The organism is Ligilactobacillus sp. WC1T17 (assembly GCA_900110005.1).
Classification (GTDB): Bacteria; Bacillota; Bacilli; order Lactobacillales; family Lactobacillaceae; genus Ligilactobacillus; species Ligilactobacillus ruminis_A.
Map to the genome: position 1 here is coordinate 57,117 of FOCC01000004.1, position 21,103 is coordinate 78,219.

24 protein-coding genes are annotated in these 21,103 nt (G+C 40.2%); 22 read left to right on the top strand and 2 right to left on the bottom strand.

Features of this window, described 5'->3' with window-relative positions:
- Positions 1-10: 10 nt before the first annotated feature.
- The 21 genes from BMX26_RS03450 to sufB all read left to right on the top strand — a co-directional run bounded on the left by BMX26_RS03450 (position 11) and on the right by sufB (position 18,341).
- The gene (locus tag BMX26_RS03450) at positions 11-1,036 is read left to right on the top strand and encodes an L-threonylcarbamoyladenylate synthase (RefSeq protein ID WP_075530065.1); all 1,026 of its coding nucleotides are present in this window, start codon (positions 11-13) and stop codon (positions 1,034-1,036) included.
- A 144-nt stretch (positions 1,037-1,180) separates the two neighbouring features.
- Positions 1,181-1,810 carry a uracil phosphoribosyltransferase gene (upp, locus tag BMX26_RS03455; RefSeq protein WP_075530066.1) on the top strand — a complete coding sequence of 210 codons (630 nt, stop codon included), beginning with the start codon at positions 1,181-1,183 and terminating at the stop codon, positions 1,808-1,810.
- A gap of 285 nt (positions 1,811-2,095) precedes the next feature.
- Positions 2,096-2,812: a F0F1 ATP synthase subunit A gene (gene atpB, locus BMX26_RS03460; protein WP_075530067.1), complete on the top strand. Its 717-nt coding sequence runs from the start codon at positions 2,096-2,098 to the stop codon at positions 2,810-2,812.
- Between the two features lie 30 nt (positions 2,813-2,842).
- Entirely contained in the window at positions 2,843-3,067 is a 225-nt protein-coding gene (gene atpE / locus BMX26_RS03465; protein WP_075530068.1) for a F0F1 ATP synthase subunit C, read from the top strand.
- Positions 3,068-3,120: 53 nt separating this feature from the next.
- Entirely contained in the window at positions 3,121-3,645 is a 525-nt protein-coding gene (atpF, locus tag BMX26_RS03470) for a F0F1 ATP synthase subunit B (RefSeq protein WP_075530069.1), read from the top strand.
- Positions 3,632-4,174: an ATP synthase F1 subunit delta gene (atpH, locus tag BMX26_RS03475; protein WP_075530070.1), complete on the top strand. Its 543-nt coding sequence runs from the start codon at positions 3,632-3,634 to the stop codon at positions 4,172-4,174. Before atpF ends, atpH begins: the two co-directional genes overlap by 14 nt.
- Positions 4,175-4,195: 21 nt before the next feature.
- Entirely contained in the window at positions 4,196-5,707 is a 1,512-nt protein-coding gene (atpA, locus tag BMX26_RS03480) for a F0F1 ATP synthase subunit alpha (protein WP_075530071.1), read from the top strand.
- Between the two features lie 19 nt (positions 5,708-5,726).
- Complete coding sequence (locus BMX26_RS03485; protein WP_075530072.1) at positions 5,727-6,668, top strand: F0F1 ATP synthase subunit gamma; 942 nt, start codon at positions 5,727-5,729, stop codon at positions 6,666-6,668.
- A gap of 22 nt (positions 6,669-6,690) precedes the next feature.
- The gene (atpD, locus tag BMX26_RS03490) at positions 6,691-8,097 is read left to right on the top strand and encodes a F0F1 ATP synthase subunit beta (RefSeq protein WP_075530073.1); all 1,407 of its coding nucleotides are present in this window, start codon (positions 6,691-6,693) and stop codon (positions 8,095-8,097) included.
- Positions 8,098-8,111: 14 nt separating this feature from the next.
- Entirely contained in the window at positions 8,112-8,531 is a 420-nt protein-coding gene (locus BMX26_RS03495) for a F0F1 ATP synthase subunit epsilon (protein ID WP_075530074.1), read from the top strand.
- Positions 8,532-8,657: 126 nt separating this feature from the next.
- Positions 8,658-8,891, top strand: a complete 234-nt coding sequence (locus BMX26_RS03500) for a DUF1146 family protein (RefSeq protein ID WP_075530075.1) — start codon at positions 8,658-8,660, stop codon at positions 8,889-8,891.
- 17 nt (positions 8,892-8,908) lie between these two features.
- Positions 8,909-10,213, top strand: a complete 1,305-nt coding sequence (murA, locus tag BMX26_RS03505) for a UDP-N-acetylglucosamine 1-carboxyvinyltransferase (protein WP_075530076.1) — start codon at positions 8,909-8,911, stop codon at positions 10,211-10,213.
- 131 nt (positions 10,214-10,344) lie between these two features.
- On the top strand, positions 10,345-11,337 hold the full coding sequence (locus tag BMX26_RS03510) for a rod shape-determining protein (RefSeq protein WP_075530077.1): 993 nt from the start codon (positions 10,345-10,347) through the stop codon (positions 11,335-11,337).
- The gene (gene yidD, locus BMX26_RS03515) at positions 11,337-11,609 is read left to right on the top strand and encodes a membrane protein insertion efficiency factor YidD (protein ID WP_075530078.1); all 273 of its coding nucleotides are present in this window, start codon (positions 11,337-11,339) and stop codon (positions 11,607-11,609) included. The genes BMX26_RS03510 and yidD overlap by 1 nt, the downstream gene beginning before the upstream one ends.
- A 5-nt stretch (positions 11,610-11,614) precedes the next feature.
- Positions 11,615-11,836, top strand: a complete 222-nt coding sequence (locus BMX26_RS03520) for a DUF2969 domain-containing protein (protein WP_075530079.1) — start codon at positions 11,615-11,617, stop codon at positions 11,834-11,836.
- 58 nt (positions 11,837-11,894) lie between these two features.
- Positions 11,895-13,106, top strand: coding sequence for an FtsW/RodA/SpoVE family cell cycle protein (locus tag BMX26_RS03525; RefSeq protein WP_075530080.1), 1,212 nt, complete (start codon positions 11,895-11,897; stop codon positions 13,104-13,106).
- Positions 13,107-13,218: 112 nt separating this feature from the next.
- Positions 13,219-13,998, top strand: a complete 780-nt coding sequence (sufC, locus tag BMX26_RS03530) for a Fe-S cluster assembly ATPase SufC (protein ID WP_075530081.1) — start codon at positions 13,219-13,221, stop codon at positions 13,996-13,998.
- A gap of 11 nt (positions 13,999-14,009) precedes the next feature.
- Complete coding sequence (sufD, locus tag BMX26_RS03535; RefSeq protein WP_075530082.1) at positions 14,010-15,287, top strand: Fe-S cluster assembly protein SufD; 1,278 nt, start codon at positions 14,010-14,012, stop codon at positions 15,285-15,287.
- Positions 15,268-16,506, top strand: a complete 1,239-nt coding sequence (locus BMX26_RS03540; RefSeq protein WP_075530083.1) for a cysteine desulfurase — start codon at positions 15,268-15,270, stop codon at positions 16,504-16,506. The genes sufD and BMX26_RS03540 overlap by 20 nt, the downstream gene beginning before the upstream one ends.
- The gene (sufU, locus tag BMX26_RS03545) at positions 16,493-16,948 is read left to right on the top strand and encodes a Fe-S cluster assembly sulfur transfer protein SufU (RefSeq protein ID WP_075530084.1); all 456 of its coding nucleotides are present in this window, start codon (positions 16,493-16,495) and stop codon (positions 16,946-16,948) included. The genes BMX26_RS03540 and sufU overlap by 14 nt, the downstream gene beginning before the upstream one ends.
- Entirely contained in the window at positions 16,941-18,341 is a 1,401-nt protein-coding gene (gene sufB, locus BMX26_RS03550; protein ID WP_075530085.1) for a Fe-S cluster assembly protein SufB, read from the top strand. Before sufU ends, sufB begins: the two co-directional genes overlap by 8 nt.
- A gap of 610 nt (positions 18,342-18,951) precedes the next feature.
- Here sufB and BMX26_RS03555 read toward each other — a convergent pair.
- On the bottom strand, positions 18,952-19,383 hold the full coding sequence (locus BMX26_RS03555) for a hypothetical protein (protein ID WP_075530086.1): 432 nt from the start codon (positions 19,381-19,383) through the stop codon (positions 18,952-18,954).
- 167 nt (positions 19,384-19,550) lie between these two features.
- Here BMX26_RS03555 and BMX26_RS03560 point away from each other — a divergent pair, with 167 nt between their 5' ends.
- Positions 19,551-20,255: a YdcF family protein gene (locus tag BMX26_RS03560; RefSeq protein ID WP_075530087.1), complete on the top strand. Its 705-nt coding sequence runs from the start codon at positions 19,551-19,553 to the stop codon at positions 20,253-20,255.
- A 178-nt stretch (positions 20,256-20,433) separates the two neighbouring features.
- Here BMX26_RS03560 and pcp read toward each other — a convergent pair whose 3' ends face one another.
- Positions 20,434-21,069 carry a pyroglutamyl-peptidase I gene (gene pcp / locus BMX26_RS03565; protein ID WP_075530088.1) on the bottom strand — a complete coding sequence of 212 codons (636 nt, stop codon included), beginning with the start codon at positions 21,067-21,069 and terminating at the stop codon, positions 20,434-20,436.
- Positions 21,070-21,103: the final 34 nt, after the last annotated feature.

Genomic DNA, 21,103 nt, shown 5'->3' on the forward strand with positions numbered 1-21,103 from the left:
AGGGATATAAATGTTAATTACTAAGATTTATACAACTGATGAAATCGATCAGGCTGCCCAAGAATTACGTTTAGGCGAATTGATCGCTTTTCCGACTGAAACCGTATATGGTTTAGGTGCTGACGCTACCAATGAACAAGCTGTTAAAAGAGTTTATTTAGCTAAAGGAAGACCTTCGGATAATCCTTTGATTGTGACGGTCTCTTCGCGGGAAATGGTGGCGCAATATGTTGAAGAATTGCCGCAAAGAGCGGTGAAATTAATGGATGCTTTTTGGCCAGGACCGTTGACTATGGTGCTTAAAATTAAGCCTAATGCTTTATCTAAGGCTGTTACAGGCGGACTTGAGACAGCAGCTTTTAGGATGCCGCAAAATAAGGCAACCCAAAGCTTGATTGAAAAAGCGGGTGTGCCTATTGTAGGACCATCAGCTAATTCTTCCGGCAAGCCCAGTCCTACCACAGCACAACATGTTTATCATGACTTGGAAGGGCGGATTGCCGGCATTTTAGATGATGGTCCAACCACAGTAGGGGTAGAATCAACTATTGTTGATTTATCAACTGAAAAAGCTACTATTCTGCGTCCAGGCGCTGTTACAGAAGAACAAATTGCAGCTGTTTTGGGTGAAGAAGTTGATTCTGACCGTCATCATGTCAGTCAAAATGAAGTGCCCAAAGCTCCGGGGATGAAGTATAAGCATTATGCTCCTGATGCTCAAGTTTATATTGTAAATGATGACGCTTGGGACCAGGCTTTAGCTTGGCGGGCTAAACGGCCACAAAAAGTCGGAGTAATGGCTTTTGACCGCATATTGCAACAATATGGGCTTAAAAACGATCCTGACTGCTATTCTTTAGGGGCTGATGTTAAATCAGCCAGCCAAAAATTATTTGCTGGATTGCGCTATTTTGATGCTGATGATAAGGTTGATGCAATTTTATGTGCTGGAGTAGCTGAAACCGGCTTAGGTGCTGCTTACATGAATCGGTTGAAAAAATCAGCGGGGAATACTTTTTTTGAAAATAAAAAATGATGAGTAACAAATAACATTTTGCTGTCAGAAGGTGGCCATTTGGCCGTAAGTGACGGGGAAATGTTTATTTTTTTAGGTAAATTCGGTAGCCAAAAACGGGTATTTTCGCTAAAATATATATAATACCAAAGGAGGTTTTTATTCATGGGTAAATTTGAAGTTTTAGATCATCCATTAATCCAGCATAAGTTGACGATTATCCGCAACAAGGATTGCGGGACACGTGAATTTCGCCAAGTAGCAGATGAAATTGCGACTTTAATGGCATATGAAGTTTCACGTGATATGCCGCTTGAAGATGTGGAAATCGAAACACCAATGGGCAAGACAGTCCAAAAGCAGTTAGCTGGTAAAAAAGTGGTTGTTGTGCCGATTTTACGGGCTGGATTAGGGATGGTTGACGGGATTTTGAATCTCATTCCCGCTGCTAAGGTAGGACATATTGGCATGTATCGTGATGAAAAGACTTTACAGCCACACGAATATTTTGTCAAAATGCCAGGCGATTTGGAAAATCGTGAAATGTTCATTGTCGATCCAATGTTAGCAACAGGCGGTTCTGCTATTATGGCGGTTGATGCTTTAAAGAAGCGGGGCGCGAAATCAATTAAGTTTGTTTGTTTAGTAGCTGCTCCAGAAGGGGTAAAAGCCTTGCGTGAAGCACACCCGGATATTGATATTTTTGCTGCTGCCTTAGATGATCATTTGAATGGAGACGGCTATATTGTGCCAGGTTTGGGCGACGCTGGAGATCGTTTATTTGGAACAAAATAGCTGTTTTGTTGTGTTTTCATAAAATGTTCAAAATTGTATCAAATTCATGAAAACGCTTTTTATTCGGATTACTATTCAAATAAATCAATCATCATGCGGTTTTGTTTGAATTTTTTCGCTAAAAGGACATGAAAAAGCCCATCTTTTCTACTTTGTATTTTCACGAAAATGGTGGTATTATTTCAAGTGTATCAAAGACATCTTATGTCTTTGAGTTTCCATCCTTATGGTTCGACCAATTATTGTTCAACCGTAATGATCTTACTTGAAAAGAGGTGAGATTCTGTGAATGAAGAAGCTCAGGTTCTGAAGCTTTTTGGAATTCCGTTTAACGTAGGTAACTGTCTTTCGGGGCTAGTTGCAGCACTGATTGTTTTTTGTTTAGTCTTTTGGCTGTCGCGTAAGGTTGAGATGCGTCCTAACAGCAAACAGAATTTGCTGGAATGGGTGATTGATTTTACTAATGGGATTGTCAAAAGCGCCATTCCGGACGAGGAAGGCAAGAAATACGGCGTTTTAGCCTTTACACTCTTCTTGTTCATCTTCGTTTCTAACCAACTGGGATTAATTTTCCAAGTAAATGTTGGGGGCGTTACTTATATTAAGAGTCCAACAGCTTCAACGGCAACAACATTGACACTTGCTTTTGCTGTTTTGCTACTTTCCCACTTTATGGGGGTCATCAAATTTGGTTTTAAGGGTTATGTCAAGAACTCTTATTTCAGTCCGATGCCCGCTTTGTTCCCGATTAATGTCATCGAACAATTTACCAATTTCTTGACTTTAGCATTACGTCTTTACGGGAATATTTATTCAGGTGAAGTTTTGCTGACTGTAATTTATCAACAATTAGGTAAAGCAGCTGCACCGTGGACTTTGATTCCGGCCTTTCCACTTGAAATGGTTTGGCAAGGATTCTCAGTATTTATTGGTTCGATCCAGGCCTACGTCTTTGTAACATTGACGATGGTTTATATGTCACAAAAGGTCGAAAAAGAATAAAACATAGGAAAATCAAGGAGGATTTTTATTATGACAACAGGTTTAGCATTATTAGGCGCAGGTCTTGCTGCAGGATTTGCTGCTATTGGTACAGGTTTTGGTAACGGTATGGTTATTTCAAAGACACTCGAATCTATGGCACGTCAACCAGAACTTTCTGGTCAATTACGTACAACAATGTTCATCGGGGTTGGTTTGATTGAAGCTGTTCCTATCATCGCTGTCGTTATTTCATTCATGTTGTTGAACAAATAATCCAAATTTATCAATATAATTTTAAATATTGCTAGATTAGGAGGTGTCAATAGATGAATGCAACATTTTTATTAGGTGCTGCTGAAGGCGTTCAATGGGGCGATTTTCTTTTTTACCTCTTAACCTTCGCTGTTTTAGTTGCAGCCGTTAAGCATTTTGCTTGGGGTCCTGTAACTGAAATGATGGATAAGCGGGCAGAAAAGATTGCCAATGATATTGACTCTGCTGAAGAAGCTCGCAGCAAGGCAGAAGAATTAGCTAAGAAGCGTGAAGAAGCTTTGAAAGATTCACACGTGGAAGCTTCTAAGATTCTTGATCGTGCCAAGAAGAATGGCGAACAACAAAAAGCCAGCATCGTTGATTCTGCTCAGTCAGAAGTCAAAACAATGAAGGATAATGCTAAAAAAGACATTGAACAACAACGTCAAGAGGCAATGTCCGGCATTAAAAATGACGTAGCTGAACTGTCTATTGAAATTGCTTCAAAGATCATTCAAAAAGAATTGAATGCTGAGGATCAAAAAGCCTTAGTCGACTCATATATCGAAGGGTTGGGGAAGCAAAATGGCATTAGATAGACAAACAGTTGCTAAGCGTTATGGTCAAGCTTTATTTGAAGTAGCTCAAGCAAAAGGGGTCAGAAATGAAACTTTGGCTGAATTAAATCAAATTAAGCAAGCTTTAGACGCAGAACCAGAATTTATTACATTTATGACAAGTCCTTCCATTAAGCACGAAGACAAACTTGCCATTTTAAAACAAATTACTGATGAAGCTTCAGAGTTAACAACCAATCTTTTGAACATGTTATATGATTATGGTCGGATTTTTAACCTTGAAGATATCATTGATGAATTTAACAGATTAAACGACGAATTCGAAAAGGTTGTCAGAGTTAAAGTGACAACTGCTATCGAACTAGATGAAGATCAAAAGGCAAAACTTGCTACTTCATTTGCTAATGTTGTGGGTGCCGAAAAAGTCTTGATTGATCCTGTGGTTGATCCTGACATCATTGGCGGCGTGATTATGCAATCAGCTAGCGTTGTTTATGATGGCTCAATTAAGTCAAAAATTGAAGGTATCAAGCGTCTGTTATTACAGTAAATTTAAAGAGGTGAGACTTTTATGAGCATTAAGGCTGAGGAAATCAGTGCTCTTATCAAGCAACAATTAGCAAATTACCAAACTGAACTCACAGTTGATGAAGTTGGTACAGTAACATATGTTGGTGACGGTGTTGCCCGTGCTAATGGACTTGATAATGCCTTATCCGGTGAACTTGTTCAATTTGAAGATGGAACATACGGAATGGCTCAAAACTTGGAATCAAATGATGTTGGTATCGTTGTTCTGGGTGACTTTAAAGGTATTCGCGAAGGCGATACAGTTAAGCGCACTGGCCGTATCATGGAAGTCCCTGTAGGTGAAGCTCTTATCGGGCGTGTTGTTAACCCATTGGGACAACCTATTGACGGTTTAGGAGAAATTAAAACAGATAAGACACGTCCAGTTGAACGTAAAGCTCCTGGCGTTATGGAACGTCAATCTGTTACAGAACCACTGCAGACAGGTATTAAAGCGATTGACGCTTTAGTTCCTATTGGCCGTGGGCAACGTGAACTTATTATCGGTGACCGTAAGACAGGTAAAACTTCTTTGGCAATCGATACAATTTTAAACCAAAAGACCGAAGACATGATTTGTATCTATGTTGCTATTGGTCAAAAGGAATCAACTGTTAGAGCTCAAGTAGAAACATTGCGCAAGTATGGTGCGATGGATTATACCATTGTCGTAGCAGCTGGTCCTTCTTCACCAGCTCCATTGCTTTGGTTAGCTCCATATGCTGGCGCTGCTATGGGTGAAGAATTTATGTTCAACGGCAAGCATGTCTTGATTATCTATGATGATTTATCTAAGCAGGCTGATGCTTACCGTGAACTTTCTTTGATTTTGAGACGTCCTCCTGGTCGTGAAGCTTACCCAGGTGATGTTTTCTATCTGCACTCTCGTTTGCTTGAACGTGCGGCTAAGTTAAGTGATGAACTTGGTGGCGGATCAATGACTGCCTTGCCATTTATCGAAACTAAAGCCGGTGACGTTTCAGCTTATATTCCAACTAACGTTATTTCTATCACTGATGGTCAAATCTTCCTTGATAGTGATAACTTCTATGCCGGTGTTCGTCCAGCCATCGATGCTGGTACATCTGTTTCCCGTGTTGGTGGGGATGCGCAGCTTAAGGCGATGAAGAAAGTTGCTGGTACTTTACGTTTGGACCTTTCTTCATATCGTGAACTTGAATCATTTGCACAATTTGGTTCTGATTTGGATGCTGCTACCCAGGCTAAGTTGAACCGTGGCCGTCGGACAGTGGAAGTTTTGAAGCAGCCATTGCATAAGCCACTTCCAGTGGAAAACCAAGTTGTCATTTTATATGCTTTGACACACGGCTTCTTAGATTCAGTTCCAGTTGATAGCATTTTGGATTATCAAGATCAATTATTTGATTTCTTTAGTGCAAATCACCAAGATTTGTTTGATGAAATCAAGTCAACGGGTAAATTACCTGATACTGATAAGATGGATGCTGCAATTACTGAATTTGCAGAAACTTTCCAACCAAGCAAAGATTAAGAAAGGATGGTGAGAACTGATGCCTGCTTCTATGCAAGAAGTTAAACGCCGAATTGATTCGACAAAGAAGACAGGACAAATCACGGGTGCGATGCAGATGGTTTCAACAGCAAAGCTTAACCAAATTCAAAAGCATGCTGCAAGCTATCAAGTTTACTCATCCAAGATTCGAAGTGTCATCACCCATTTGGCAAAATCTCACCTGCTTGATTCTGCCGCTGTTAGCGGAGAAGTTGGGAAGAGCCAAGATGGCAAACCAAATACACTTGGGATGCTTAAGCAAAGACCAGTTAAAAAGACTGGCTTAGTTGTAATCACTTCCGATCGTGGGTTAGTTGGCAGTTATAACAGCAATGTTATCAAGTCAACATTAGAATTGCTGAAACAAGGCAACCATACCCCAGAGGATACAGTGGTTATTGCGATTGGCAGTACCGGTGCTGATTTCTTTAGTAAACGTGGCTTTGACATTGTTTATGATTATCGCGGTGTAAAAGATGTTCCGACTTTCAAGGAAATCCGGCCTATCGTGAAAAAAATTGTTTCAATGTATGACGAAGGCGTATACGATGAACTTATCGTTTGCTACAGCCACTTTGTAAATACATTAACCTCTGTCTTTCGTGCTGAACAAATGCTTCCTATTTCAGCTGAAAATATGGGGATTGACGATTTAGTTGCAACTGATGAACATGATTATCAAATTGAGTACGAAACAGAACCTTCACAAGATGCCATCTTGGAAGTTATTTTGCCTCAATATGCAGAAAGTTTGGTTTATGGGGCTATTTTAGATGCCAAAACATCTGAACATGCTTGCAGTTCAACAGCAATGAAGTCTGCGACAGATAATGCCAAGGACATCATTTCTTCTTTGGAATTGCAATTCAACCGAGCTCGTCAGAGTGCAATTACAACTGAAATTACAGAAATCACAGGTGCACAAGCTGCCTTGAATTAGAAATGTAGGAGGAATTAACGAAATGAGTTACGGTAAAGTAGTTCAAGTTATCGGCCCTGTTGTCGATGTCCAATTCCCTCTTAGTGATACTTTACCTGCTATCAACAACGCCTTAAAAGTAAAGCGCAGTGACGGTTCTGAACTTGTCATTGAAGTTACGCTTGAACTTGGCGATGGTGTTATGCGTACAATTGCCATGGATTCAACAGATGGTTTGCAACGTGGGGCACAAGTTGTTGATACAGGCCGCTCAATCAGTGTGCCTGTTGGTAAAGATACTTTGGGACGTGTTTTCAACGTTTTAGGGGATCCAATTGATAATGGTCCAGAATTTGATGAAAATCATCGTCGTGACCCAATTCACCGTGAAGCACCTTCATACGATGAATTGAGTACAGGTACAGAAATCCTTGAAACAGGGATTAAAGTTATCGACCTTTTAGCACCTTACATTAAAGGTGGTAAGATTGGTTTGTTCGGTGGTGCCGGTGTTGGTAAGACTGTTTTGATTCAGGAACTTATCCACAACATTGCCCAAGAACACAACGGTATTTCTGTTTTCACTGGTGTTGGTGAACGTACCCGTGAAGGTAATGACTTGTATTATGAAATGAAAGAATCTGGCGTTTTGGAAAAAACAGCCATGGTCTTTGGTCAGATGAACGAACCGCCTGGAGCACGTATGCGTGTTGCTTTGACTGGTTTGACAATTGCTGAATACTTCCGTGATGTTGAAGGCCAAGATGTGCTTTTGTTCATCGATAATATCTTCCGTTTCACACAAGCCGGTTCAGAAGTTTCTGCCTTGTTAGGCCGTATTCCATCAGCCGTTGGGTACCAACCAACTTTGGCTACTGAAATGGGTCAATTGCAAGAACGTATAACTTCAACGAAGAAGGGTTCAGTTACATCTATTCAAGCTGTTTATGTTCCAGCTGATGACTATACCGACCCTGCTCCAGCTACCACTTTCGCCCACTTGGATGCTACAACCAACTTGGAACGTTCCTTGACACAGCAAGGTATTTATCCAGCCGTTGATCCGTTGGCTTCCACTTCAAGTGCTTTGACACCTGAAATTGTTGGTGAAGAACATTACCGTGTAGCTACTGAAGTACAACATGTTTTGCAACGTTACCGTGAATTGCAAGATATCATCTCTATCTTAGGTATGGATGAATTATCTGATGAAGAAAAGGTTATCGTGGCTCGTGCCCGTCGTATTCAATTCTTCTTGTCACAAAGTTTCAACGTTGCCGAACGTTTCACTGGTATTCCAGGTTCTTATGTACCAGTTGAAGAAACTGTTAAAGGCTTTAAGGAAATCCTTGAAGGTAAATACGATGATCTTCCAGAAGATGCCTTCCGTTTGGTAGGACCAATCGAAGATGTTGTTGAAAAAGCAAAGAAAATGACAAGCAATAACTAAGGAGGTAGCGTCCAATGGATGATAAGTCCTTACTCACTGTCAATGTCGTTACCCCCGATGGTGTTGTTTACGACAACAAGACAGATTTAGCTGTTTGCAAGACGACGTTAGGTGAAATTGGTATTATGCCTAACCGTGTACCTTTGCTTGCTTCACTTGCCATTGATGAAATTCGGGTTAAGACAGGTGAAAATAAATTTGATGAAATTGCTGTTAGTGGTGGTTTTATTGAATTTTCTAATAATGTTTTGTCAGTTGTTTCCTCAGCAGCTGAACGCAAAGAGAATATCGATGCGTCACGTGCTGAAAGAGCACGGCAACGTGCTGAAAAGCGTATCCAAGATGCTAAAGAAACACACAATGTGGATGATTTGCGCCGGGCCGAAGTGTCCCTGCGGCGTGCGATGAATCGTTTGCATGTTTCAAAGCATTAAGTAAAAAGTCTGCTTAAGGGCAGGCTTTTTTTAGTGCATTTAAATCTTAAGAATCCCGTTTTAGCCGTGACTTAAATAAGATAATATGCTATGATTAGTTCGAATTAATTGAAAGGTTTTACACACATGCAAGATATTGGAGTAATGGCGTTATTAACCATCATTAGCCATTTTGTGTTTATTGCGCTAACCTTTAGTGCTTTTCAAGGCTTGCGCTTAGACCGCTTTTTTAATAAACAGCAGCAAAATAAGTTTAAGATGGCGTTGGTATTGTTCTCAGTTGCAATTGGCTATACGGTCAGTTCCTTTTTTTTAAGCTTTTTGACGAGTTTGACTAATATGACCTATTTAATTAAGTAATTATGGAGGATTGGCACTTGGAAAAGATTATTGTACATGGTGGGCACCGTTTAGAAGGCACAGTTGAAATTGAAGGTGCCAAAAATGCAGTTTTGCCCATTTTAGCAGCTAGTATCCTAGCAAGCGAAGGACGGACTTTTTTGACAAACGTCCCGATTTTATCAGATGTTTATACAATGAATAATGTGATTCGTTTTTTAAATGTGCAAGTTGGTTTAGATGAAGCCAACAAGACCATTACTTTAGATGCAACGGGTAATTTGTCATATGAAGCACCTTTTAAGTATGTATCTAAAATGCGCGCTTCGATTGTTGTTTTAGGTCCGCTTTTGGCGCGATTGGGGCATGCCAAGGTAGCTATGCCAGGTGGTTGTGCGATTGGATCAAGGCCGATTGATTTACATTTGAAAGGCCTAGAAGCAATGGGTGCTACTATTGAAAGGCATGATGGCTATATTGAAGCCTTAACCGATGGTTTAAAAGGGGCTAATATCTACCTTGATTTTCCAAGTGTTGGTGCGACCCAAAATATTATGATGGCGGCTACTTTAGCCAAGGGAACTACGATTATTGATAATGTAGCGCGCGAACCAGAAATTGTTGACTTAGCAAATATTTTGAATAAAATGGGGGCTAAAGTTTACGGTGCTGGGACTGAAACCATTAAAATTGTTGGGGTAGAAGTTTTGCATGGAACAGAACATGCTATTATTCAAGACCGCATTGAAGCAGGTACTTTTATGGTGGCTGCTGCTTTGACACAAGGCAATGTTTTAATTAAAGATGCCATTAGTGAACATAATAAGCCCTTGATTTTAAAATTAGAAGAGATGGGTGTTAAAGTGCTCGAAGAAGAAGGCGGAGTTCGGGTTATTGGTCCTGAAAAGTTAAAGGCAACAACGATTAAGACCTTGCCGCATCCAGGTTTTCCAACCGATATGCAGCCGCAAATGTCTATTTTACAGTTGGCTGCAAGCGGAACTTCGGTTTTAACTGAAACCGTTTTTGAAAATCGCTTTATGCATTTAGAAGAGTTGCGCCGGATGAACGCCGACTTCAAGATTGAAGGCAATTCTGTGGTTATTTACGGTCCAACTGATTTTTGCGGGGCTGAAGTAGCCGCAACCGATTTAAGAGCGGCAGCAGCTTTAGTTTTAGCCGGCTTAAAAGCTAGAGGGATTACTCAAGTAACGCATTTACAGTATCTTGATCGCGGTTATTACAAATTTCATGAAAAATTAGCCCAATTAGGTGCTGAGATTAAGCGGGTTGATGATATTACGGATGAACCGTTTAAATTGGCTAGCAGACAACATGCGTAAGAAAAAAGGCTGTGGAAAATCAGCCTTTTTTGGTTATCTTTTTATTTTGTGTACTCTTGACATGTGATATAATAAAAAAGTATGCTATTTATTTTGAAACTATATTTACTAATTAATTAAAGGAGATTGTTATGGCTAAGGATATCGGTATCGACTTAGGTACTGCAAATGTTTTAATCAACGTGAAGGGCAAAGGCATTGTTTTGAATGAACCTTCTGTTGTTGCCATTGATACTCAATCAGGCCGTGTATTGGCAGTTGGTTCAGAAGCTTACAAGATGGTAGGCCGGACACCAAGCAATATTCGTGCTATCCGTCCCTTAAAAGATGGTGTTATTGCTGATTTTGATATGACAGAACAAATGCTTTCTTACTTTATCAAGAAATTAAATGTCAAAGGCTTTATGTCAAAACCTAATATTTTGATTTGCTGCCCAACAAATACGACTGATATTGAACGTAAGGCAATTCGCCAAGCAGCTGAAAAATCAGGTGGCGGCAATGTTTATTTAGAAGAAGAACCAAAAGTTGCCGCTATTGGTGCGGGCTTGGATATTTTCCAACCACAAGGTAATATGGTCATTGATATCGGTGGTGGTACGAGTGATATTGCTGTGCTGTCTTTAGGTGACATTGTTTGTGCTAGTTCCTTGAGAAGCGCTGGCGACCGGTTGAATCAAGATATTGTTAATTTCGTGAAGAAAAATTATGGTCTCTTGATTGGTGAACATACAGCTGAAAGCATTAAAATTGAAATTGGCAGTGTTATTCGTGGACATCGTCATGAAGAAACTGAAGTTAGAGGGCGCGATGTGGTTACCGGCTTGCCTAAGACCATTGTACTTCATTCTGATGAAACGGTTGATGCGATGAATGACACTGTTGAAAGTATGATTGCAGCAGCTCATGATGTTTTGAGCGATACACCGCCAGAACTTGCTTCTGATATTATTGATTGTGGGATTGTGATGACTGGTGGCGGTGCTTTACTGGATGGCATTAGTGAGAGATTTGCTGAAGCTTTGACGGTGCCGGTAATGGTTGCGGAAACACCATTGGATGATGTTGCTGTGGGTTCTGGTTTGTTGCTTGATCATATCGAACAATTGTCTAAGGACAAATAATGAAAAAGCTTTTGATTGCGCCTATCTTATTTTATAAAAGATATATTTCGCCCCTTTTGCCACCAAGTTGCCGTTATTATCCGACCTGTTCAACCTACATGTTGGAGGCAATCAATAAGCACGGGGCATTTTGGGGCTTTTTGATGGGATGCAGCCGCATTATCAGGTGTAATCCTTTTATTCGGGGCGGATATGATCCTGTTCCCGACCATGTTACCCTTTTACGCAATCGTAATCCAAAAAAAGATAAGGCAAACAAGACTCAGGAGTAAGTTAAATGTCGAAAAAAGAAAAAAACATTCAAATTCAAGAAAATGAAAAAATGTTAAACGGCAAGCAAGTTTATGAACTTGCAACGCAAGATGGAGAAGTTGTGGGAACCGTTACGGAAGAAGAAAGTCGCTTTAAGGCTGTAAACCACAATGGCGAACAGATGACCTTAGCTTCACGTGATGAAGCTTATAGCTGGATTTTGCGAGCATATCATTTACATCACTAATAAAGGGGCTGTGGCAACGCAGCCTTTTTTTAAAAGGTGACTGAGAAAGGATTTTGTGATGGAAAATAAAGAATATTTAAAGCGCTCTGACACGGATGATGATGCCCGCATTGATTGGGGAATCATTTTTTGTATCTTAGTCTTGGCGGTAATTGGTATGACCGCTTTGTATGTAGCTGTAAATCACGATACCAGTATTGCCAATCCGACACGGGTGATGATTACGCAGGCTGTTTGGTATCTTTTAGGGATGGGAGCTGTTTGGTTTGTTATGCAGTTTGATGCTGAACAGCTGTGGAAAATTGCCCCGATTGTATATGGCCTAGGTATTCTTTTGCTGATACTGGTGCTGTTTTGTTATAGTCGAACCTATTATGCTAATAACGGTGCTAAAAGTTGGTTTGTAGTGGGGCCCTTGTCTTTTCAGCCGTCAGAAGTGATGAAGCCTGCTTATATTTTGATGCTGGGACGGGCTGTATCGCAACATAATAGCGAATTTCCTGAACATACCGTGAAAACGGATTGGCTGTTAATCGGCAAGATGTTAGCTTGGACGGTGCCCATTGCCGTTTTGCTTAAATTACAAAATGACTTTGGGACGATGCTGGTGTTTTTTGCCATCTTTGCCGGGGTCGTTTTAGTATCCGGTATTTTATGGCGGCTCATTATTCCATTGGCTTCTTTAGCAACGCTGGTGGGCGGTTTGGCGATTTTCTTGGTTATTTTTGACCGCAGTATTTTAACCAAACTCGGTTTTCAAGCTTATCAGTTTAGTCGGATTGATTCTTGGCTTAATCCTTCATCTGACTCAAGCTCAAAGAGTTATCAATTATGGCAAAGTATGAAGGCTATTGGATCTGGTCAGCTTTTGGGTAAAGGGTTCAATGTTTCGCATGTATACGTACCGGTACGGGAATCAGATATGATTTTTTCAGTTATTGGTGAAAATTTTGGTTTTATCGGCTGCTGCCTGCTGATTTTCATCTATATGCTGCTTATTTTTCAAATGATTCAGGTTACTTTTGACACGAAAAATGAATTTTATGCTTATATTTCCACTGGGGTTATTATGATGATTTTATTCCACGTTTTTGAAAATATTGGGATGAATATCGGACTTTTGCCTTTGACAGGGATTCCGTTGCCTTTTATCAGTCAAGGTGGTTCAGCTTTAATCGGAAATATGATTGGGATTGGTATGATTATGTCAATGAGGTACCACAATAAGAGTTATATGTTCTCAAATGAAAAAGATTTTGGCAATCGTTAAAAAAGGGCTGTATCCACGGGTACAGCCTTTTTTGCTTAAGCTTGTTTAATTGAAAAGCATTCTCAATTAGCATATAATTAATTGTATTAATAAATTTAGCGGAGGGATACAAATGTCAACGCTTAAAATTAAAGATTTGCATGTTGAAATTGAAAATAAAGAGATTTTAAAAGGTGTTAATTTAACCATGAAATCTGGTGAAATTCATGCCATTATGGGACCTAATGGGACAGGTAAGTCAACTTTATCTGAATCAATTATGGGAAATCCAGCCTATAAAGTTACACAAGGCGATATTTTAATTGATGGTCAAAGCATCTTAGATAAACCGGTGGATGAAAGAGCCCGTTTAGGCTTATTTTTGGCGATGCAGTATCCAGCTGAAATTCCCGGAGTAACGAATGCTGAATTTATTCGTGGAGCCATTAATGCCCGCCGCCCTAAAGAAAATCCCATTTCGATTCGCCAATTTTTAAAAGATTTGTCTAAAACCATGGACTTTTTAGATATGACTGATGAAATGGCTGAACGCTACCTTAATGAAGGCTTTTCGGGTGGCGAAAAGAAGCGCAATGAAATTTTACAGATGATGATGATTAAGCCTAAATTTGCTATTTTGGATGAAATTGATTCAGGGCTTGACATTGATGCCTTGAAGGTCGTTTCAAAAGGTGTCAATGAAATGCGTGGACCGGAATTTTCAGCGTTCATTATTACCCACTATCAACGCTTACTCAACTACATTGTGCCCGATGTAGTTCATGTGATGATGGGGGGCAAAATTGTAAAAACAGGGGGCCCAGAATTGGCTAAGAAGCTCGAAGATGAAGGGTACGCCGGCTTAAGAGATGAACTTGGCTTAGATATCAAGTTGACTGATGAAAATGCTTAGGAGGTTTTTTTATGACTTTAACAAAAGAAACCATTGAAGCTTATAGCGTTTTTAAAAAAGAGCCAAACTTTTTTACCGAGAAAAGATTAGCGGCCTGGATCAAGGCTGACAGCCTTTCTTTGCCGTCTTTTCAAAAAATCCGCTACCAAAAATGGCCGATCCAATTGCAAAATGATTTGAAAAAAGAAGCAGATACTTGGCCGGATGATTTGCTATTTACGCCCAGTGAAAATCAGTTAGTCGAATGCGGTACAACGACGGTTAAGTGTCAATTAGATGAAGCATTGACAGCACAGGGGGTTATATTAACTGACTTGGATGATGCTTTAAAAAAGCACGCTGACCTTATGGAAACTTATTTTATGACAACAGCTGTGAAAGCTGATGAAAATAAGCTGACAGCTCAGCATCAAGCCTTGGTTTCAAGCGGAGCTTTACTTTATATTCCGAAAAATACCGTCATTAAAGAACCAATTACCAGTTATTTCATCCAAAATGCTCTGCAAAAAAAAGACTATGTCCACCATGTTTTGATTATTGCAGATACCAACAGTGAAGTTTCATATTTAGAAAATTTACTGACAGTTGGTGACGTCGCAAATACGGCAAATATTGTTGTCGAAGTCATTGCCAAAGCCGGCTCGCATGTCAAATTTGCCAGCTTTGACCGGTTAGGTGCCAACACCACAACTTATTTGAACCGGCGGGGCTATCTCGAAAATGATGCTAAAATTGACTGGTCAATGGGGATGATGAATGACGGCAATATTGTCGGTGATTTTGATTCTGATTTAAAAGGGGCCGGTTCTCATGCAGAAGTAAAAGTGATTGCCATTTCGACCGGCAAGCAGGTTCAAGGCATTGATACGCGGGTGACAAATTACGGAAAGCATTCCATCGGGCATATTTTGCAGCATGGGGTTATTTTAGCTAAATCAGCGCTGATTTTTAACGGTATTGGCCATATTATTCACGGCGCCAAGGGAGCTGACGCCCAGCAGGAAAGCCGGGTGTTGATGCTGTCAACCAAGGCGCGTGGGGATGCTAACCCAATTTTATTAATTGATGATAATGATGTTTCCGCAGGGCATGCTGCTAGTGTAGGTCGGGTTGATCAAAGCCAGCTTTACTATTTGATGAGCCGCGGTTTGCCGCAAAAAATCGCCGAACGCCTGGTTATTCGCGGTTTCTTAGGCCCTGTATTGACGGCAGTGCCAAATGTGACGGTGCGCCGTCAATTATCTGATATGATTGAGGAGAAATTGGTCAATGGACAAGCAGATGAATGATTACAGCAAAGATTTTCCGATTTTACACCAAACAGTTAATGATGAGCGCTTGGCCTATTTGGATAGTGCTGCGACTGCCCAAAAGCCTAAACAGGTTTTGGATGCCTTAAGGCACTATTATGCCTACGATAATGCTAATGTTCATCGTGGCGTGCATACGTTAGCTCAAAGAGCAACAGATCAGTTTGAAGCTGTCCGGGTTAAGGTGCAAAAGCTAATTAATGCTAAAAGTGAAAGGGAAATTGTTTATACCAAAGGAACAACTGAAGGCTTAAATTGGGTGGCAGCTTCTTTTGCGACCCCAAGGTTAAAAGCCGGTGATGAAGTTGTCGTGTCATACCTTGAACACCATTCCAACCTGGTTCCCTGGCAAGTGGCCTGTCAAAAGACGGGTGCCAAATTGGTATATCTTAAATTGAACGCCGACGGGACGCTGGACCTTGATGATGTGGCGCAAAAGATTAATGCTAAAACTAAAATTGTTTCGTTAGCACAAGCTTCCAATGTTTTGGGCGTTGTCAACCCCATTAAAGAAATAGCACAGTTAGCCCATCAATATGGCGCTTATATGGTTGTGGATGGAGCGCAGTCTGTTCCCCACATGCAAGTTGATGTTCAAGATTTAGATATCGATTTTTTGGCTTTTTCAGGTCATAAAATGATGGGGCCTACAGGAATTGGTATTTTATGGGGCCGGTTTGATTTACTTGAACAAATGGCTCCTTTAGAGTATGGCGGTGAAATGATCGATTTTGTCGATCTTGAACGTTCGACTTACAAAGAGGTTCCGTGGAAATTTGAAGGCGGGACGCAAAATATTGCTGGTGTGATTGGCCTAGGCAGTGCGATTGATTATTTAAATCAAATCGGCTATCCTGCTATTCAAAAACAAGAACAAGCTTTAGTAGCGTATACCCTGCCTAAATTATTAGCGATTGATGGCCTTGAAGTTTATGGACCACACGATTCTAACCGCCACACGGGTGTCATTTCATTTAATTTGGACCACCTGCATCCGCATGATTTAGCAACGGCTTTGGATATGGAAGGGGTAGCTGTTAGAGCTGGTCACCATTGTGCGCAACCTTTGATGAAATATTTGAATGTTGCGGCAACAGCCCGCGCCAGTTTTTACCTTTATAATACTAAAGCCGATGCCGATCAACTGATTGAAGCAATTGTTAAAGCAAAGGAGTTCTTTTCAAATGGCACTTTCTAAATTAGATAATTTATATCGGCAAATGATTTTGGAACATGCTAATCAGCCACATCACCATGGCACTTTGGCACATTTAGATCATGAGCTTGAATTAAGAAATCCAACTTGTGGTGATGTTTTAGATTTGCAAGTGGCTTTAAAAGATGGCAAGATTAGTGACATCGCTTTTTCCGGCAGTGGCTGCACCATTTCGCAGGCATCAGCTTCAATGATGTGTGATGAAGTAAGGGGTAAGACACCAGCTGAAGTGGAAAAAATGGTGATGGCTTTTTCGGATATGGTCACAGGTAAAAAAGATGAAAAAGCTGATTATGATGAATTGTTAGGTGACGCCTCGGTGTTAGAGGGTGTTGCGCAATTTCCAGCTCGGATTAAATGCGCTACCTTAGCTTGGAAGGCAATTTATCAAGCGGTAAATAAGGAAGGTGAAGAACATGACTGAAGCAATGCCAGAACTTGGCGGTGAATATAAATACGGTTTTAAAGATGATGTCAAGCCGATTTATACCACGGGTGAAGGGTTAACTGAAGAAATCGTCCGGGAGATTTCAGCTGCTAAGCAGGAACCGGAATGGATGCTTGAATTTAGGCTGAAGGCTTATGAAACATACAAGAAGTTATCAATGCCGGATTTTGGTCCTGATTTGAGCCCGCTTGATTTTGAACATATTAACTATTTCAGACGTGATACCGATAAAGTTGCCCGCAAATGGGAAGATGTGCCCGATGATATCAAAAAGACCTTTGACCGTTTGGGTGTTCCGCAAGCCGAAAGAAAATATTTAGCCGGTTCTTCAGCCCAGTACGAATCAGAAGTGGTTTACCACAATATGCGCGAAGACTTTAATAAATTGGGTATTATTTTTATGGATACTGATTCAGCGGTGAAGGAATATCCTGATTTAGTTAAAAAATATTTTGGCAAGTTGGTACCGCCATCTGATAATAAGATGGCTGCCTTAAATTCAGCCGTGTGGTCAGGCGGATCTTTTATTTATGTGCCTAAAGGGGTTAAAGTCTCAGTACCAATTCAAAGCTATTTTAGAATTAATGCCGGCAATTCCGGTCAATTTGAAAGAACTTTGATTATTGTTGATGAAGGTGCCAGCATTAACTATGTAGAAGGCTGTACTGCACCTAATTATTCCAAAGACAGCCTGCATGCGGCGGTCGTTGAAGTTAATGTGTTAAAGGATGCTTATTGCCGGTATACCACCATCCAAAATTGGTCCGATAATGTGTATAGTTTGGAAACTAAAAGGGCTCGGGCCTTGGAAAATGCCACCATGGAATGGGTTGACGGCAACCTTGGGTCTAAAGTTACCATGAAATATCCTAGTGTTTATTTAGATGGAAAAGGGGCCCGGGGGACGATGTTATCGATTGCCTTTGCCGGCAAGGGTATTGATTCAGATACGGGCGCTAGGATGATTCATAATGCGCCTAATACGACCAGTTCAATTATCTCCAAGTCCCTGTGTAAAGATGGTGGACGCGTTGACTATCGGGGCCATGTTCGCTTTGGACGCAAGTCAGATGGGTCATTTGCCCACGTAGAATGCGATACAATCATCATGGATGATAAATCTGCCAGTGATACGATTCCTTTCAATGAGATTTTAAATGGTAATGTTTCAATGGAACATGAAGCTAAGGTTTCCAAGATTTCCGAAGAACAACTCTATTATTTGATGAGTCGGGGAATCTCGGAAGAAAAAGCGACTGAAATGATTGTAATGGGCTTTGTTGAGCCATTTACAAAAGAATTGCCAATGGAATATGCTGTAGAACTTAATCGTTTGATTAATTATCAAATGGAAGGGTCGGTAGGCTAAAAAAAAGAGGTCAGACAGCTTGTCTGACCTCTTTTTTTAGATAATTGATTGATCTTTTTTTGGAGGCTAAAGCCATATCCGAGACAAAAAAGCGCTAGGATTAGTAGTAAAAGCCAGACCAAATTTAAGGAAAGAGAACCTAACAGAAAAAAAGGGCTGTTTTCAGCGGTAAGGTAATGGTAATTAGAGAATAAAAACTACTCATAATGGTTCCCAGCGTTTCTTCAGGAATACGAGACATAATAAAAGTATCTGTTTGGGGATTAGTTACGCCGATAAAATAACCAGTACACATGGATGTCAACAGGAGAAGGTAGTTGCTTTTAAGTACTGCAGCATTGAGAATGTAACAGATAATAATTAAATTTCTAAGAAGGTTAAAAATTCTAAGGATTTTTTCTGTAAAAAAGGCAGGACATAAAATGACCCTAAAACGACACCAATTGATTCAATTCCGGTAACTAGGGCGACGGAAAAGCCATATGTTCCCAAGCACAAAGAATAATCTGATAAAAGTGATCATTCAACTAAGATTCCCATACCTGCGCCAAGCATATTAATTAAGCTGTAAATTAGGGTAAAGTGATAGATTTCGGGAAACTTTTTTAAACTAAGCAAAGCTTGCTTGAAGAAAAGCAGCAATTAAGTCAGCTAAAGAGGCAGTTAAAGGACTGATATCAGCATGAACTTGTTGATAATATTTGGCATAGGTTTGAGCACATTTATCCAGATTATTGGCTTCTAATTTAATCAGTTGACTTTTGGAGGCTAACAGCGGCTCTTTTAAATCATTTTGAGTGAAAACGCATTCGAAACAGCGCCTTTTAAGTTGAAAATCATTTGCCTTAAGTAAAGCAATCAGGCTGTGATTATTTGAAGGGAGCATGACTTGCAATCCTGTTTTCACTTTTTGCTTTAATTGTGAAAAGACATGACTTGTAGAGTGCCAATCGGCAAAAAGTTCAATGTTTAAATAGCAATAAGTATGGTGGAAATTGTTATAATAGGTATTGCTTTGTGCAACTAGTTTATCGTCATTCATTACGGCGTATTAATTGGGCTTTTTTGTACTAAAGTCAGCATTTGTTACTCCTTATATAAAAATATTTAAAAGCATTTTTGATTATATTAGATAAAGATAATAAAAACAAGCTATGTTCATTAAAAAATCGTGAAAAAATTAACTTAATAAACAAGGAGGAATTGATTATGGATGATGAATTAAATTTAGTGAATGAATTTTTGGCGCTGGATACGTATGACAAAAATAAGCATTATGATTTAATTTTGCTTTTGGGTAATGCTGTAGCCCAAACGGGTTTGATGGCTTATGATTTGTACCAAAAAGGACAGGCAACATATTTTATGATTGCCGGAGGCCGGGGGCATACCACCGATATTTTAGAAAAAACATTGCAAACTAAATATGAAGTTAAAAGCGGACAAAGCGAGGCCGAATTGTTTAAAATGGCAATTGAAAAGCAGTTTGGACGCGATGACAGTATTTTAATGGAGAAAAAATCTACCAACAGTGGTGAAAATATTACTTTGGCTTTTGCAGAACTAAAAAAGCATAATATTGAGGTTAAAAATGTCCTCCTAGTGCATGACCCGCTGATGCAGCGCAGGGTTGATGCCACAGCTCGCTTGCAGCAGCCCGTCGTTTCGTTTGATAATTACCGTTGCTTTTTACCGCATGTTAAGGATTTACGTCTAACTAATCAGATTTGGGGTTTGTGGAGTCAAGAACGCTATCTAGCCCTCGTTTTAGGCGAAATGAAGCGGGTGCTTGATGATGAAAATGGGTATGGACCTAAAGGGGCTGGTTATTTAGCCCATGTTGATGTGCCCGCAAAAGTTTTAGCAGCCTATCAACACTTATTAGCCAAATATCACAACTATCAAAGGCAATAAAAGCCATTGTTGAGCAGACTTTTTTTAAGCTGATTTACACGTTTATAATCGGTAAAGCCGGCCGGTTTTGGCAAGTATCATCAGCCTCTTTTGAGGGCTGTTGAAAGTGGCTTTTGAAGAATGTCGATTGGAAATCAGTTGCATAAAAAAGCGCCACTATCGCAATAGTGGCGCTTTTTTATGCAAAATTTTGTAAATCTTCTTGGCCGTCCCATTTAACAATAGCGCCAATGGCTTGGGTAAGACCTTTAATACTATCATCTAGGGACATGGAAGGCAAGTGAGGCTTAGCAATAACTTGCTGGGGAAGGTAAGGAATATGGATAAAACCGGCTTTAAGCTGGGGAAATTCGTTGGCTCGCATGTATTGGACCTGATACATAATGTGGTTGCAGACAAAAGTCCCGGCAGTATTAGAAATTTGGGCGGGCAGGCCAGCTTCTCTGATCATTTTGACCATCGCCTTGATGGGCAATTGAGTAAAATAAGCGGTTTGTCCTGTGGGTTCAATCACACGGTTTAAGGGCTTTACACCAGCATTATCGGCAATTGAGGCGTCGTCAAGATTAATGGCGACTCTTTCAGGTGTTAAAGCAGCGCGTCCGCCGGCTTGACCAACATTTAAAACATAGTCGGGCTGATTTTTTTGAATGGCAGCATGAACGACTTGGGCTGATTGGTCAAACGAAGTAGGAATTTCTAATTTAATAATTTGCGCGCCTAAGATTTCATCAGGCAGTCTTTTAACAGCTTCTAAAGCTGGATTAATTGTCTCTTTTCCAAAAGGATCAAATCCGGTAACTAAAATTTTCATCTTTTTTCTCCTTACTCAATTTATTTAAATATGG